Origin of the sequence: Ancylobacter mangrovi, from assembly GCF_024752335.1 — a bacterium.
Classification (GTDB): domain Bacteria; phylum Pseudomonadota; class Alphaproteobacteria; order Rhizobiales; family Xanthobacteraceae; genus Ancylobacter; species Ancylobacter mangrovi.
The window spans coordinates 663733-678577 of the sequence record NZ_JANTHY010000003.1 but is presented as its reverse complement, the minus strand read 5'-3'; the positions used below and the strand labels follow the sequence as shown (position 1 = coordinate 678577).

General features: G+C 70.1%; 14 protein-coding genes. 9 read left to right on the top strand and 5 right to left on the bottom strand.

Annotated elements, in window-relative coordinates; all coding sequences use genetic code 11:
* Nucleotides 1-5: 5 nt before the first annotated feature.
* Nucleotides 6-1247: an SAM-dependent methyltransferase gene (locus tag NVS83_RS12780; RefSeq protein ID WP_258739636.1), complete on the top strand. Its 1242-nt coding sequence runs from the start codon at nt 6-8 to the stop codon at nt 1245-1247.
* A gap of 4 nt (nt 1248-1251) precedes the next feature.
* On the opposite strand, the gene NVS83_RS12775 is transcribed toward NVS83_RS12780, so the two are convergent.
* The 5 genes from NVS83_RS12775 to NVS83_RS12755 form a co-directional block, all read right to left on the bottom strand.
* A complete protein-coding gene (locus tag NVS83_RS12775; RefSeq protein WP_258739635.1) occupies nt 1252-1650 on the bottom strand; it encodes a DUF2147 domain-containing protein in 399 nt (132 codons plus the stop codon).
* 234 nt (nt 1651-1884) lie between these two features.
* Nucleotides 1885-2157, bottom strand: a complete 273-nt coding sequence (gene minE, locus NVS83_RS12770; RefSeq protein WP_258734866.1) for a cell division topological specificity factor MinE — start codon at nt 2155-2157, stop codon at nt 1885-1887.
* Nucleotides 2154-2966, bottom strand: coding sequence for a septum site-determining protein MinD (gene minD, locus NVS83_RS12765; RefSeq protein ID WP_258734865.1), 813 nt, complete (start codon nt 2964-2966; stop codon nt 2154-2156). The genes minE and minD overlap by 4 nt, the downstream gene beginning before the upstream one ends.
* A 14-nt stretch (nt 2967-2980) precedes the next feature.
* Entirely contained in the window at nt 2981-3700 is a 720-nt protein-coding gene (gene minC, locus NVS83_RS12760; RefSeq protein WP_258739634.1) for a septum site-determining protein MinC, read from the bottom strand.
* A 129-nt stretch (nt 3701-3829) separates the two neighbouring features.
* Nucleotides 3830-4750, bottom strand: coding sequence for a LysR family transcriptional regulator (locus NVS83_RS12755; RefSeq protein WP_258739633.1), 921 nt, complete (start codon nt 4748-4750; stop codon nt 3830-3832).
* A 147-nt stretch (nt 4751-4897) separates the two neighbouring features.
* Here NVS83_RS12755 and NVS83_RS12750 point away from each other — a divergent pair, with 147 nt between their 5' ends.
* The 8 genes from NVS83_RS12750 (at nt 4898) to NVS83_RS12715 (ending at nt 14843) form a co-directional block, all read left to right on the top strand.
* Nucleotides 4898-5368 (top strand): GAF domain-containing protein, encoded by a 471-nt coding sequence (locus tag NVS83_RS12750; protein ID WP_258739632.1) that lies wholly within the window; start codon nt 4898-4900, stop codon nt 5366-5368.
* A 144-nt stretch (nt 5369-5512) separates the two neighbouring features.
* Nucleotides 5513-6475 carry a Bug family tripartite tricarboxylate transporter substrate binding protein gene (locus NVS83_RS12745; RefSeq protein WP_258739631.1) on the top strand — a complete coding sequence of 321 codons (963 nt, stop codon included), beginning with the start codon at nt 5513-5515 and terminating at the stop codon, nt 6473-6475.
* Between the two features lie 69 nt (nt 6476-6544).
* Entirely contained in the window at nt 6545-7597 is a 1053-nt protein-coding gene (locus NVS83_RS12740) for a tartrate dehydrogenase (RefSeq protein ID WP_258739630.1), read from the top strand.
* 287 nt (nt 7598-7884) lie between these two features.
* On the top strand, nt 7885-9531 hold the full coding sequence (locus NVS83_RS12735; protein WP_258739629.1) for a thiamine pyrophosphate-binding protein: 1647 nt from the start codon (nt 7885-7887) through the stop codon (nt 9529-9531).
* The gene (locus NVS83_RS12730; protein WP_258739628.1) at nt 9528-11720 is read left to right on the top strand and encodes an acetate--CoA ligase family protein; all 2193 of its coding nucleotides are present in this window, start codon (nt 9528-9530) and stop codon (nt 11718-11720) included. Before NVS83_RS12735 ends, NVS83_RS12730 begins: the two co-directional genes overlap by 4 nt.
* Nucleotides 11721-11816: 96 nt before the next feature.
* The gene (locus NVS83_RS12725) at nt 11817-12266 is read left to right on the top strand and encodes a tripartite tricarboxylate transporter TctB family protein (RefSeq protein ID WP_258739627.1); all 450 of its coding nucleotides are present in this window, start codon (nt 11817-11819) and stop codon (nt 12264-12266) included.
* Between the two features lie 4 nt (nt 12267-12270).
* On the top strand, nt 12271-13770 hold the full coding sequence (locus NVS83_RS12720; RefSeq protein WP_258734856.1) for a tripartite tricarboxylate transporter permease: 1500 nt from the start codon (nt 12271-12273) through the stop codon (nt 13768-13770).
* A 92-nt stretch (nt 13771-13862) separates the two neighbouring features.
* The gene (locus NVS83_RS12715) at nt 13863-14843 is read left to right on the top strand and encodes an asparaginase (protein ID WP_258739626.1); all 981 of its coding nucleotides are present in this window, start codon (nt 13863-13865) and stop codon (nt 14841-14843) included.
* Nucleotides 14844-14845: the final 2 nt, after the last annotated feature.

Here is a 14845-nt window from a genome sequence, read left to right as displayed (position 1 = left end):
GACAGATGCCGATGCGCATGGACGCCAATCGCGCCACCGAGTTCGCCCGCCATCGCGACGCGCCGGCCGCCCCGCCGCTGCGGCTGCGCGAGGCAGTGCTGGCGCGCGTGCTGGGGCACCTCGCCATGGGCGCCCTCACCGTGGTGACGCCGGACGGGCGCAGCCTGTGCGGACAGGGGCGCCGGTCGGGGCCGGAGGCGACGCTGGTGCTGCACCGCTGGCGCGCGCTTCGCCGGCTGATCGTCGGCGGCGACGTCGCCTTCGCCGAGGCCTATGTCGCCGGCGACTGGTCGAGCCCGAACCTGCCGACCTTCATCGAGCTCGCGGCGCACAACCTGCCCGCGATCGCCGACCGCATCGCCGCCCTGCCGCCGATAAGGCTGTGGAACCGGCTGTGCCATCTGTTCCGGCGCAATTCGAGGGCCGGCAGCCGGCGCAACATCGCCTTCCACTATGATCTCGGCAACGAGTTCTACCGGCTCTGGCTCGACGCCGGCATGAGCTATTCCTCCGCCATCGCCATCGCCGCCGGCCAGAGCCTGGAGGAGGCGCAGACGGCCCGGCTGGAGCGCATCGTCGCGATGCTCGATGTCGCGCCCGGCCAACGTCTGCTGGAGATCGGCTGCGGCTGGGGCGCGCTCGCCGCCACGCTGGCGGGGCGCGGAGTCGACGTCACCGGCATCACGCTCTCGCGCGCCCAGCTCGCCCATGCGAACGCGCTGGTCGCCGCCGATCCGCATCTCGCGGCCCATGCCCAGCTCCGCCTCCAGGATTATCGCGATGTGACCGGGCGCTACGACCGCATCGTCTCGATCGAGATGCTGGAAGCCGTGGGCGAGGCCTACTGGCCGGTCTATTTCGCCAAGCTGCGCGAGTGCCTCGAAAGCGGCGGGACGGCGGTGCTGCAGGTGATCACCATCGACGAGTCCCGGTTCGAGGGCTACCGGCGCAACACCGACTTCATCCAGCGCCACATCTTCCCGGGCGGGATGCTGCCGACCAAGGCCCATATCGCCCGCCATGCCGCGGCGGCGGGGCTGGAGCTGGTCGAGACGCAGTTCTTCGGGTCCGGCTACGCGCAGACGCTGGAGCAGTGGCGCACCCGCTACGTCGCCGCGCGGGCGCAGATCGACGAGCTCGGCTTCGATCCCGAGTTCCACCGCCTGTGGGAATACTACCTCGGCTATTGCGAGGGGGGCTTTCGCGCCGGCGCCATCGATGTCGGGCTCTACCGGCTGAAGGGCTAGGCCCTCACTCGACCCGCGACCAGGAGACCGACCGGCAGATCAGGCCGCCGAGAATGCAGCCACGGGTCTCGAGCTGGTCCTTGCCGACCGTCATCCGCATCGAATAGGTCAGGTCGCGCTGGGGGTCGTAGGCCGTGCCCGCCAGCGTGTCCGCGTCCTGCGGCTGGAGGGCGAGCACCAGCCGGTCGCCCACAGCTTCGCCGCCGGACGTGTCGCCGATCCACAGATTGACCGCACAGATCTTGTCGTCGCACGGGGCGATGCGCACCCGCGCATTGCCGTCGCCGCGGTTCCACACGCCGAAGGGATCGGGCGAGCCCGCGCGGGCTGAGGCCGGGACGAGGGTGGCGGCGAGGGCTGGGGCGAGGGCGAGCACCAGGACAGGCGCGAGGCGGCGATGCATGACGATCCTCCCGACGGGACGCTAGGGGCTGTACCCTCTACGCATCGCGGGGTCGGTCGGATCGCTTCGCCGTTTCGGCGAATGGCCAGCCGGGCGGCCGGCGGCACCGCATTCGTGGGCGGCGGGAGCGGGAGGCGCGGCGGCGCGCCCCGGAAAGACGGCGGCGGACGGGCCGGAAGCGGGCGGCCCGCCGCGTCGTTTGATGTGAGGCCAGGCGTGCGGCCAAATATGCGGCTAGGCCGCCTGGCTGATCCCGAGCTCGATGTTGCCGCGCACCTCGACCTCGATCTCGAGCACCGACATCGGCGTGCCGCGCTCGAGGCGCACCTTCACATTGTCCCGCTCGCAGGGCACGTGCTTGGCGACCACGGCGAGGATGTCCTCGCGAAGGCTCGACAGCAGGTCGTTGCCGCCGAGCACCTGGCGCTCATGCGAGAGCAGGATCTGCAGCCGCTCGCGCGCCTGGGGCGCGCTGGTGTTTGAAAACAGGCGCTTCCACAACGTCATGCCGCCCTCCGCAGGAACTTGCCGAACAGCCCGAGGCGCTGCTTGGGCGCCTCCATGGCGATCTCCTCGCCTTTGAGGCGCAGCGCCGCGTCGTGATAGGCCCGCGCCGGCGCGCTGTTCGGCTCGTGGATGGAAACCGGAACGCCCATGTTGGAGGCCTTGAGCACGTCCGAGCTCTCCGGCACGATGCCGAGCAGCGGCAGGGAGAGGATCTCCAGCACGTCCTCGGTCTTCAGCATGTCGCCGCGCGCCGCGCGGACGGCGTCGTAGCGGGTCAGCAGCAGGCGCTTGTCGACGGTCTCGCCGCGCTCGGCCTTGAGCGTCTTCGCGTCGAGGATGCCGACGATGCGGTCGCTGTCGCGGACCGACGAGACTTCCGGGTTGGTGACGACGATGGCGATGTCGGCATGGCGCATGGCGAGCGTCGCCCCGCGCTCGATCCCGGCCGGGCTGTCGCAGACCACCCAGTCGAAATGGCGGGAAAGATCGCCGATCACCTTGTCGACGCCCTCCTCGGTCAGGGCGTCCTTGTCGCGGGTCTGCGAGGCCGGCAGCAGGAACAGCGAGTCCAACCGCTTGTCCTTGATCAGCGCCTGCGGCAGCCGGGCGTCGCCCTGGATAACGTTCACGAAGTCATAGACCACGCGCCGCTCCGCCCCCATGATCAGGTCGAGGTTGCGCAGGCCGACGTCGAAGTCGACGACGACCACTTTGTCGCCGGTCCGGGCCAGTGCGGCACCGATGGCGGCCGTCGTCGTGGTCTTGCCGACGCCGCCCTTTCCCGACGTGACTGTGATGATCTTAGCCATGCCTCGCTTCGCTCCTAAAGTGCGGCCATCCGCAATGTGTCGTCGGCAGTCCATACCCGCACGGCCTTCCCCCTGAAGGCATCGTCGATGTCTTCCGCCGTCCGGTAGATGCCGTCGACGGCGAGCAGTTCGGCTTCCAGCCGGGTGCAGAAGATCTGGGACTCGGCGCCGAAGGTCGCGCCTGCGATCGCCCGGCCCGCGAGGGTCCCGTAAACGTGGATCGACCCGCCGGCGATGATCTCGGCGCCCGCGCCGACCGAGCCGATGATGGTGACATCGCCCTCGAGGCACATGAGCGACTGGCCGGAACGGATGCGCCGCTCGACCAGCATGTTGACCGGGGTCGCCGGCTTGCGCGGCTCGGCCGGGGCCGGCGTCGCGACCTCGGCGGCCGCCGCGGCCTCGGCGACGGGAATGGAGGAATCGCGCCCGCCGCGCAGCACCGGCGGCATCGAGGCGTCGACCAGGCTGGGGCGCACGCCCTCGAGACCGGTCAGGCGAACGCCGCGGGAGGCGAGCTCGCCGATCCAGCGCTCCACATCCGCCTTGCTCTGCGCGGTGTCGGCGAAATCGAGGACCACGGTGCGGCCGGTGAAGAAGCCGGGCGAGCGCTGCACCCAGACGTCGAAATCGGCCAGCCATGGCTGAAGCGGGGTGTCGGCCACCAGCGTCAGCGCCATGAAGGAGCGCCCACGGAAACGGATCGACGGTCCGGTCTGGCTCACTGCGTTCACGGCTCGAATCTCCCCCCTCTTGGAGGGATAGATTCGGTTAATCTTGGTTAACGTCCGGTTAATCGGCCGGCGGTAAAGTATTGCTGCAAAGAGGTGTCCGGCTCCCTCCGGCAGGGTCGGCGGGGGCCTCTAGGCGCCGCCCGGCAGCCCCGACGCCTCGGCGAAATGGCGCCGGATCAGCGACTGGAATCCGGTCGCGGCGGAGGACATCGGCCGCCCCCGCAGGCGCATGATCGCCAGCGTGCCGCCGAACACGGCCGGGTCCACCGGCCGCGTCTCCAGCCGGTCGTCCTCGGGCAGCGAGGTGCTCGACAGGATGGTGACGCCGACGCCTGCGCGCACGAACTGAGCCACCGCGCTGTAGGTGTTGACGGTGATGGTGTAGTTCAGCCGGAATCCCGCGCTCGCCACCGCGCCGTCGAAGATGCGCCGCAGGTTCGAGGAGGGCGGCATCGACACCAGCGGCTCGTCCTTCAGGTCCTGCAGGCTCACCCGCTCGTAGCGCGAGAAGCGGTGCCCCCTCGCGAACACCACATGGTAGTGGTGCTGGCACAGCTTGTCGACGAACAGGTCCTCATAGGGCTCGCTCAGCGTGCCGATGCCGAAATCGACCTGCCCCGAGCGGATCATCCCCATCGTGTTGCTCTGGATGCCCTCGAATATCTGGATGATGACGTTCGGGTTCGCGCGCTTGTACTCGATCACCATGTTGGCGAGCATGTTGGTGGCGAACGACATCGGGCACGAGATCGCCAGATGACCGCGCGTCTGGTCGCGCAGCTCGCGTATCGCCTCCGAGCCGAGCTCGAGATCGTGCAGGATCCGCTCCGCCAGCGGCACGAACTCGGCGCCGGCCGTCGTCAGCGCGACATGGCGCGTGGTGCGGTCGAACAGCGCGATGCCGAGTTCCTCCTCCGCCGAGCGGATCATGCGCGACAGGCCCGGCTGCGAGAGCTGCAGTTCCGAGGCGGCGGCGATGAAGCTCGAATACTTCGCTACCGCGGTGATCGCCTTGAGCTGGCGGATGGACAGGTCCGGTATGTCTGACATGGCGGCGGTCCGTCGGAGCGGGAGCGGCGAGACCCGAGAGATATATGCGAAAATCGCATCAGTAAACGGTATCAGAAATTATTTGATATGAAGAACACCGCCACCTAGCATCCCTGGAACGGTTCCGGGGATGCGGGTGGAGGGACGATGAAAGCGGCGCAGGATATTGGCGGACGGTTCGACGCGGTCCTCTCCGCCCTGCTCGACGGCACCGCCGGCAGCCGCACCACGTTGCGGATCGACCTGCCCGAGTTCGGCTTCCACGTGAACGACGTCGCCGGCGAGGCGCGGCGGCCGGAGGAGAAGTCGCTGCGCGGCGAGACCGGCATCGACCAGCGCGCCGTCGAGACCGTGAAGTGGCTCGACCGCGAGCGCCGCCCGCTGATCCAGGGCGACCTGTCCAATACCGACGTGCCCGCCCCGAAGGCGCTGATCGATATTTACGGCGCGCGCGCCCAGATGCTGGCGCCGATCATCGTCAAGGACGCGCTGCAGGGCTGGATCTCGGTCCATTACAGCAAGGGCGCGCGCGACTGGAGCGCCGCCGACACCGCCGCCCTCGACGAGGCGGTGAAGAGCGTGCAGGCGATCATCGCCCCCTACGCCGGCCGCCTCTGAGGCGGGACGCCGCCGGCAAACACGGATCTTGCCGTCGGGCGGCATGCCCCGATGGCCGCGAGACTGATTGCCCGCCGTCAGGCGTCGAAGAAGCGCCGGCTCGGGCAAGGACAAGGCCGAACAAACAATCCAGAGGACGAAACTATGCGGAAGATGATCTGCGCGCTCGGCGCGTCCCTATTCCTGTTCGCCGCGCCCGTGCACGCTGCCGACTACCCAACCCAGCCGATCAAGCTGGTGGTTCCCTTCGCCCCCGGCGGCAGCGTCGACACGGTGTCGCGCATCGTCGGCCAGGAGCTCACCAAGGAGCTCGGCCAGTCGATCGTGGTGGAGAACCGCGCCGGCGCCGGTGGCAATATCGGCTTCGAGGCGGTCGCCGCGGCGGCGCCCGACGGCTACACCCTGCTCATGGCCTCCTCGCCGCTGGCGGTGAATGTCAGCCTCTACAAGAAGCTCGGCTACGACCCCGTGAAGAGCTTCGCGCCGATCTCGCTGGTCGCGCTGCAGCCGAACGTTCTGGTGGTCAATCCCGAGCTGCCGGTGAAGAGCGTCGCCGAGCTGATCGCCTACGCCAAGGCCAATCCCGGCAAGCTGAACTTCGGCTCCTCGGGTCTCGGCGCCTCGCAGCATCTCGCCGGCGAGCTGTTCAAGCGCCGCACCGGCGTCGACATGGTGCACGTCGCCTATCGCGGCGGCGGGCCGGCCATGACGGACCTGGTGGCCGGCCGCATCCAGCTGATGTTCGAGACCATCCCGAGCGCGATGCCCTACATCAGCTCCGGCCAGCTCCTCCCGCTCGCGGTGACGGTCGACAAGCGCTCGGCCCAGCTCCCGGACGTGCCGACCATGGCCGAGGCCGGCGTGACGGACTTCGTCGCCCGCGGCTGGCTCGGCATGGCAGCGCCCGCCGGCACCCCGCAGCCGATCATCGACAAGCTCAACGCGGCCGTGGTCAAGGCGCTGGCCGAGCCGGCGGTGGCGAAGCGCCTGACCGAGCTTGGCCTCGTCGTGCAGGGCACCAGCCCAGCCGAGTTCGCGAGCTTCCTCGATTCGGAGATCGCGAGCTTCCACACCCTGATCACCGAAGCGCACATCACGCTAAACTGACGGTCGAGTGACGCGCAGCGGCCGGCTGCGGCCGGTCGCTCGCACCCCGTGCCACAGAGAGTCAGCAGCATGAAGACGTATCGCATCGCCACCATTCCGGGCGACGGAATCGGACACGAGGTCATGCCCGAGGGCATGCGCGTGCTGGAGGCCGCCGCCCGGCGCTTCGGCTTCACCCTCACCTGGGACGAACGCGACTGGTCCTGCGAGCGCTTCCACCGCACCGGGCAGATGATGCCCGAGAACGGCCTCGACGAGATCGCCGGCCACGACGCCATCTATCTCGGCGCCGTGGGCTATCCCGGCGTGCCGGACCACGTCTCGCTCTGGGGCCTGCTGATCCCGATCCGCCGGAATTTCGATCAGTATGCCAATGTCCGCCCGGTGCGCCTGATGCCCGGCGTGCGCTCCCCGCTCGCCGACCGCAAGCCGGGCGACATCGATATGCTGATCGTGCGCGAGAACACGGAGGGCGAATATTCCGCCGTCGGCGCGCGCGAGAATGTGGGCACTCCGGAGGAGCGCGCGGTCCAGCAGAGCATCTTCACCCGCAAGGGCGTCGACCGCGTCCTCAGATACGCCTTCGAGGCCGCCGGCAAGCGGCGCTCCAGCGTGACCTCCGCCACCAAGTCCAACGGCATCGCGATCACCATGCCCTACTGGGACGAGCGGTTCGCGGAGATGGCGGCGCAGTATCCCGGCATCACCACGGCGCAGTTCCACATCGACATCCTGGCCGCGCATTTCGTGCGCAACCCGCAATGGTTCGACGTCGTCGTCGCCTCGAACCTGTTCGGCGACATCCTGTCGGATCTCGGCCCGGCCTGCACCGGCACCATCGCCATCGCGCCCTCGGCCAACATCAACCCGGAGCGGCTGCATCCCTCCATGTTCGAGCCGGTGCACGGCTCGGCGCCGGACATCTTCGGGCGCAACATCGCCAACCCGATCGGCCAGATCTGGTCCGGGGCGATGATGCTCGAGCATCTGGGCGAGCCCGACGCCGCCGCCGCCATCGTCGCCGCCATCGAGGCCGTGCTCGCCGAGGGTCCGCGAACGCCGGACCTTCACGGCAGCGCCTCGACGCAGGAGGTCGGAGCCGCGATCGCCGCGGCCCTGTGACGCCCGGCCGGGGCGCCGCCGGGTCCGGCCGGCGCCCCGATCGGCAGAGTGACAGGCGGGAATGCCTTCGATTAATGCTAAAACCGTATGAAAATGTCGATAGTTGAGCAAATCAGCATGAAACTTCGCATCCCGCGCCGGATCCGCCGCGCCGCCGGCCGCGCCGCGCCGGGCGGCCCGATCCGCCGCGCGGGCCGTGCCCGACCTGCCCAGTGAAATGGAGTGTCCATCGTGCCCCCTTCGGTAAATCTCGACCCGTCCACGGCATCGGCCCGGGAGGTCTCCTCATGGGCGTGATGGGACACGACCTGCTCGGGCAGGCCCTCAAGCAGCAGGGCGTCGACACCTTCTTCTTCATCATGGGCGCGCCGATGTCGTCCGGCGAGAAGGCGGCGATCAATCTCGGCATTCGCGGCATCGACGTGCGCCACGAGCAGGCGGCGGCGATGATGGCCCATGCCTATGCGCGCGTCGCCAACCGCCCCGGCGTGTGCATGGCCTGCTCGGGCCCGGGCACGCTTAATTTCGGCACCGGCCTCGCCACCGCTCTGGTCGACGGCGTGCCGGTGGTGGCCCTCGGCGGCTCCAGCCCGATCGGCGAATATGGCCGCGGCGCGTTCCAGGAGTTCGACCAGCTCGCCGCCATGCGCCCGCTGGTGAAATGGGCCGACCGGGTCTACGAGGCGCACCGCATCCCCGAGATCGTGAACCTCGCCTTCCGCCAGGCGCTGAGCGGCAAGCCCGGCCCGGTCTATCTCGATTTCCCGAGCGACATCCTCTACGCCGAGGTCGACGAGGCGAAGGTGGTATGGCCGAAGATCCCGCCCGACGGCCATCGCAGCCGCCCGGCCGGCGATCCGACGCTGGTGGCACAGGCGCTCGACCTTCTCGCCGGGGCGCAGCGCCCGGTCGTCATCTCCGGCAGCGGCGTGCTCTGGTCGGACGCGTCGGACAGGCTCGCCGAATGGGTCGCCCATACCGGCATGCCGCTCTACACCACCCCGCAGGGACGCGGCGTGGTGCCGGAGGATCACCCCGGCCTGTTCCCCAATGCCCGTTCGACCGCGCTGCGCGAGGCCGACGTGGTGCTGGTGGTCGGCACGCGGCTGAACTACGTGTTCGGCCAGGGCCAGGCGCCGCGCTTCGCCCGTGACGCGAAGCTGATCCGCATCGACATCGATCCCGGCGAGATCGCCTCCACCCCGCAGGTGGAGCTCGGCATCGTCGGCGATGCGCACACCGTGCTCGGCCAGCTCATCGACGGCGCCGGCGAGCGGGTCGCCGCCGCGCGCTACGGCGCCTGGATCGAACGCCTGTCCGCCGTCGAGGAGGAGAAGGCGGCGAAGTTCGAGGCCCAGCTCGCGACCGACCAGGTGCCGATCCACCCGCTGCGCCTGTGCAAGGAGATCCGCGACTTCCTGCCCCGCGACGCCATCCTCGCCGTGGACGGCCAGGAGATCCTCAATTACGGCCGCCAGTCGATCCCGACCTATGTCGCCCGCCACCGCCTCAATTCGGGAACCTTCGGCACCATGGGCGTCGGCCTGCCCTTCGGCCTCGGCGCCAAGGCGGCCAAGCCGGACGCGCCGGTGCTGGTGCTGCACGGCGACGGCTCGTTCGGCATGAACGGCATGGAGCTCGACACCGCCGTGCGCCACAAGCTGCCGGTGATCGTGGTCATCAGCCTCAATGGCGGCTGGACCGCCGACCCCGAGCGCATCAAGCCCGGCCGCGACCTCGGCTACACCCGCTTCCACGACTTCGCCGAGGCGCTCGACTGCGTCGGCGAATATGTCGAGCGCCCCGAGGACATCCGCCCGGCTCTGGAGCGCGCCGCCGCCGCCGTCGCGCAGGGGCGCACCGCCCTCGTCAACGTCGTCACCGACCACGACGCCCGCGCCCAGACGGTGCGCTTCACGAGGACGATGACATGAGCACGGCGCTCGCAAAGGCCCCCTCGATCGTTACCCAAGCCGGAGCCGACATGCCCGCCGCCCTCGACTTCCTCAAGCCGCGCTCGGTCGCCATCATCGGCGCCTCGCGCGATCCCTCCAAGCGCGGCAATCGGGCGATCCAGACCCTGCTCGACTGCGGCTATGCCGGCACCATCCTGCCGATCAACCCGAAGGAGACCGAGATCCTCGGCCTCCCCTGCTACCCCGACCTCGCCGCCGCGCCGGGGGAGATCGACCTCGCCATGGTGTGCACGCCCGCGCGCGTCGCCCCCGAGGTGATCGCCCTATGCGGCGAGCGCAGCGTGCACGGGGCGCTGGTGCTCGCGGGCGGCTTCAGCGAGGCGGGCCCGGCCGGCGCCGAGCTCGAGGCCCGCACGCTCGCCGCCGCCCGCACGGGCAATGTCCGGCTGATCGGGCCCAACACCAACGGCATGTTCGACGGCCATACCGGCCTCAACCTGACCGGCTGGCCCAGCGTCTACGCGGGCGGGCTCGGCGTGCTGTCGCAGTCGGGTAACGTCGCGCTGTCGCTGCTCGCCCAGAGCCACCAGAACGGCCATGCCGGCTTCAGCACCTTCGTCGGCGTCGGCAATGAGGGCGACATCCGGTTCCACGAATATCTGCGCTTCTTCGGCGACGACCCCAACACCAAGGCGGTCATCGTCTATGCCGAGGGCTTCAAGGACGGGCGCGCCTTCCTCGAGGCGGCGCGCGAGGTCGCCCGCCGCAAGCCGGTCGTCCTCTACAAGGCGGGGCGCACCGACCAGGGCGAGGGCGCGGCGCGCTCGCATTCGGGCTCGCTCGCCGGCAACTACGTCGCCGCCAGCGCCGCGCTGCGGCAGGCCGGCGTGATCCAGGTCGAGCGCTCCGACGAGATGTTCGTCGTCGCCGACCTCGTCTCGCGCACCGGCGGGCGCCCGACCCGCGGCGTCGCCGTGCTGTCGGAAGGCGGCGGCCCGATCTCGCAGGCGGCCGACGCGCTGGCCGAGCGCGGCCTCGACCTGCCGCCGCTGGCGGAAGCGACCGTGGCGGCGCTGCAAAAGATCACGCCCAACGCCTCGCAGCTTTCCAACCCGATCGACGCCGGCGGCGGCACCGATCCCCATCCGCGCTACATGCCGGCGTGCAGCCGCGAGATCCTCGCCGACCCGGCCGTGGATGCGCTGCTGATCGTCGGCTATTTCGGCGGCTACCAGGTGCGCTACGGCGCCTCGCTGCGCGAGATCGAGAACGAGGCGGCCCGCCAGCTCGTCGCCCTCGCCCGGGAACACGGCAAGCCGGTCGTGGTGCAGTGCCACTATGCCGAGTTCCCGACCGAGGCGATCGCGATCCTGCGCGAAGGGGGCATCGTCGTCGTCCGCTCGATCGAGATCGCCGCCGCTGCCCTCGCCGCCGCGCAGCGCTTCCACGAGGTCTCGACGGCGCCGGTGGACGAGGCCGGCGCGCCCCCGCCGGCGAGCGCGGAGGCGGCGCAGCTTGCCGCCACCGCCCGCACCGAGGGCCGCAGCGCGCTGCTGGAGCCGGAGGCGATGCAGGCCCTCGCCGGCGCGGGCGTCGCCATCCCGCCTTTCGCGCTGCTGCGCGCACCCGCGGAGGCCGCGCGCCTGCCGGCCGCGCTCCTCGCCGGCCCGGTCGCGCTCAAGATCGTCTCGCGCGACATCCTGCACAAATCCGACGTCGGCGGCGTGCGGCTCGGCATTTCCGGCGCTGCTGCGATCGAGGCCGAGAGCGCTGCGCTGCTCGCCCATATCGGCGCCACCTGCCCCGATGCCGACATCGCCGGCGTGCTCGTTACCCCGATGGCGGGCAAGGGGGTCGAGGTGGTGATCGGCGTGACCGAGGATCCCCAGTTCGGCCGCCTGCTGATGTTCGGCCTCGGCGGCGTGTTCGTCGAGATCATGAAGGACGTGGTGTTCCGCACCCTGCCCGTCAGCCGTTCCGACGCCCGCGAGATGCTGGACCAGATCCGCGGCCGGGCGCTGCTGGAAGGCGCGCGCGGCATGGCGCCGGTCGACCGGGAGGGACTGGTCGAACTCTTGCTTGAGGTGTCGGCGCTGGCGATGTCCGCGCCGGACTTCGTCGAGATCGACCTCAACCCGGTCATCGTCAATGCCGAGGGCTGCGCGGTCGTCGACGCGCGCATCCTGCTCGCGGGGGACGAAGGCTAGCGAGGAAGCTTTTTCGACAACCGGACCGCCCCGCACAAAGCATCCGTCAGTGATGCGCGGACCCGGCGGACAGCACCGAGAACCAGAGGTGGACGAATGTTGCAACGCGCTTTCAGAAGGCAGGATACCTGGGCCGGGCTGATGTTCCTCGGCGTCGGCATCGCCGCCCTGTGGATCGGACGGGACTATCCGACCGGCACCGCCACGTCGATGGGCCCGGGATTCTTCCCGGACCTTCTAAGCTTCCTGCTGTGCGGCATCGGCGCGCTGGTCACGCTGCGCGGGCTGATCGCCGACGGCGAGAAGATCACCGGCACCGCGCTGCGCCCGTTCCTCGTGCTCGTCGCCGTCGCCCTGTTCGCGCTCGCGGTGACGAGCGGCGGGCTGGTGCCCGCCATCGTCGTCCTCACGGTCGTGGGCGCCTGCGCCGGCCACGAGTTCCGCCTGCGCGAGGTTGCCGCCCTCACCCTCGCCCTGGCGGTGTTCTCGGTCGCCGTCTTCGACTGGGCGCTCGGCATGCACCTGCCGCTCTGGCCGGCGTGGTGACGTGATGGACGCGCTCTCCCACCTCGTTCTCGGCATGACGGTCGCGCTCACGCCGATGAACATCGCCTATTGCTTCGTCGGCTGCCTGCTCGGCACGCTGATCGGCGTCCTGCCCGGGCTCGGCCCGGTGCCGACCATCGCGATGCTGCTGCCGCTGACCTTCAACCTGCCGCCGGAAACCTCGCTCATCATGCTGGCGGGCATCTATTACGGCGCCCAGTACGGCGGGTCGGTCTCCGCCATCCTGGTCAACCTTCCCGGCGAATCCACCTCGGTCGTCACCTGCATCGACGGCTACCAGATGGCGCGACAGGGACGGGCCGGGCCGGCGCTCGGCATCTCCGCCATCGGCTCGTTCTTCGCCGGCTGCGTGGCGGCGCTGGTCATGTTCCTGTTCGCCCCGCTGCTGTCGAAGGTGGCGCTCAGCGTCGGGCCGACCGACTATTTCTCGATGATGGTGCTCGGCCTCATCAGCGCCGTGGTGCTCGCCAGCGGCTCGCTGCTGAAGGCGGTCGGCATGGTTATACTCGGCGTGCTGCTGGGCACGGTCGGCACCGACCTCAACACCGGCATGCGCCGCTTCACCTTCGACATCCTGTCGCTGTCCGACGGCATCGACTTCGTCATCATCGCGGTCGGCCTGTTCGCCTTCGCCGAGATCCTCGCCAACCTCGCACAGGGCGAGAAGCGCGAGGTCTTCACCTCCCGCCTCGGCCGGGTGCTGCCGAGCCGGGACGACATCCGCCAGGCGGCGGGGGCGATCGTGCGCGGCACTTTCCTCGGCTCGCTGCTCGGCGTGCTGCCGGGCGGCGGCGCGCTGCTCGCCTCCTTCGCCTCCTACACGGTGGAGAAGAAGATCGCCCGCGACCCGAGCCGCTTCGGCCGCGGCGCCATCGAGGGCGTGGCGGCGCCGGAATCGGCCAATAATGCCGGCGCGCAGACCTCCATGGTGCCGCTGCTCACCCTCGGCATCCCGCCCAACGCGGTGATGGCGCTGATGCTCGGCGCGCTGACCATCCAGGGCATCACCCCGGGCCCGCAGGTGATGAACTCCGATCCGCGCCTGTTCTGGGGGCTGATCGCCAGCCTGTGGATCGGCAACATCATCCTCGTCATCCTCAATTTGCCGCTGATCGGCATCTGGATCCGGCTGCTGCGCGTGCCCTACCGCATGCTGTTCCCCGCCATCCTGCTGTTCTGCTGCATCGGCGTGTACAGCATCAACCACGAGCCCAACGACCTCCTGTTCGCGGCGGTGTTCGGGGCGGTGGGCTACGGCTTCGCCAAGGTCGGCTGCGAGCCGGCGCCGCTGCTGCTCGGCTTCATCCTCGGCCCGCTGATGGAGGAGAACCTGCGCCGCGCGCTGCTGCTGTCGCGCGGCGACGCCGCGATTTTCATCACCGAGCCGCTGAGCGCGGCACTGCTGGCGGCGGCGCTGATCCTGCTGGTGGTGGTGGCGGCGCCCTCGGTGCGGCGCCGGCGCGAGGCGGCGTTCCAGGAATAGGACGGGAAGGACGGGCGCCGCGAGGCGTCCGCCGTCCCGGCCTCGGGGTCCATGCGCGGCGCGGCCGCGACGTCGACGGGAGTGCCTTCGACATGGCGAAAGTCGTGGTCCTGAGCACGGGAGGCACCATCGCCTCCCGCCACGACCCGGAGCATGGCGACATCCGTGCGGTGGCCGGCGGTGCCGAGCTCGTCGCCGATCTCCACGGCCTGCCGGACGGGCTCGATATCGAGGTGGTCCAGCTCTTCAATCACGGCAGCTACGCGCTCGGGCTCGACGACGCCTTCCGCCTCGCCCGGGCCGCGGACGAGGCGCTGCGCGCGCCGGACGTCTCGGGCATGGTCGTCACCCACGGCACCGACACGATGGAGGAAAGCGCCTTCATGGCCGAGCTGACGGTGCGCTCGGACAAGCCGGTCGTGTTCACCGGGGCGCAGCGGCTCGCCGAGGAGCCCGACCGCGACGGTCCGCGCAACCTCGCCGCCGCGATCCGCCTCGCGGCCGATCCGCGCCTGCGCGGTTTCGGGACGATGATCGCCTTCGACGAGGAGTTCCACGCCGCGCGCGACGTCACCAAGACCCACACCTCCCGGGTCGGCACCTTCCAGTCGGCCGAGCACGGCAAGCTCGGCGACGTCGACGGTGACCGCATCCTCATCTACCGCACGCCACGCGCGCGTGCGCCGTTCGACGTCGAGCGGGTCGAGCCCGCGATCGAGCTCGTGAGGCTCGCCATGGGCTGCGGCCCCGGCTTCTTCCACGCCGCGCGCGACGCCGGCGCCCGGGGCATCGTGGTCGAGGCGTTCGGCCGCGGAAACGTGACGCCCGGCGCGCTGGAAGGCATCCGCGCCTGCGTCGCCGACGGCCTTCCGGTGCTCATCACCTCGCGCTGCCCGCAGGGGCGGGTCGAGCCGATCTACGGCAATGGCGGGGGCAAGGACGTCGCGCAGGCCGGCGCGATCTTCGCCGGCGACCTCAGCGGCATCAAGGCACGCATTCTGCTTTCGGTCCTGGTCGGGGCCGGAGCGGCAATGGACGAGATCGTCGCGGCCGTCGGCCGCGTCGCAGACTGAAC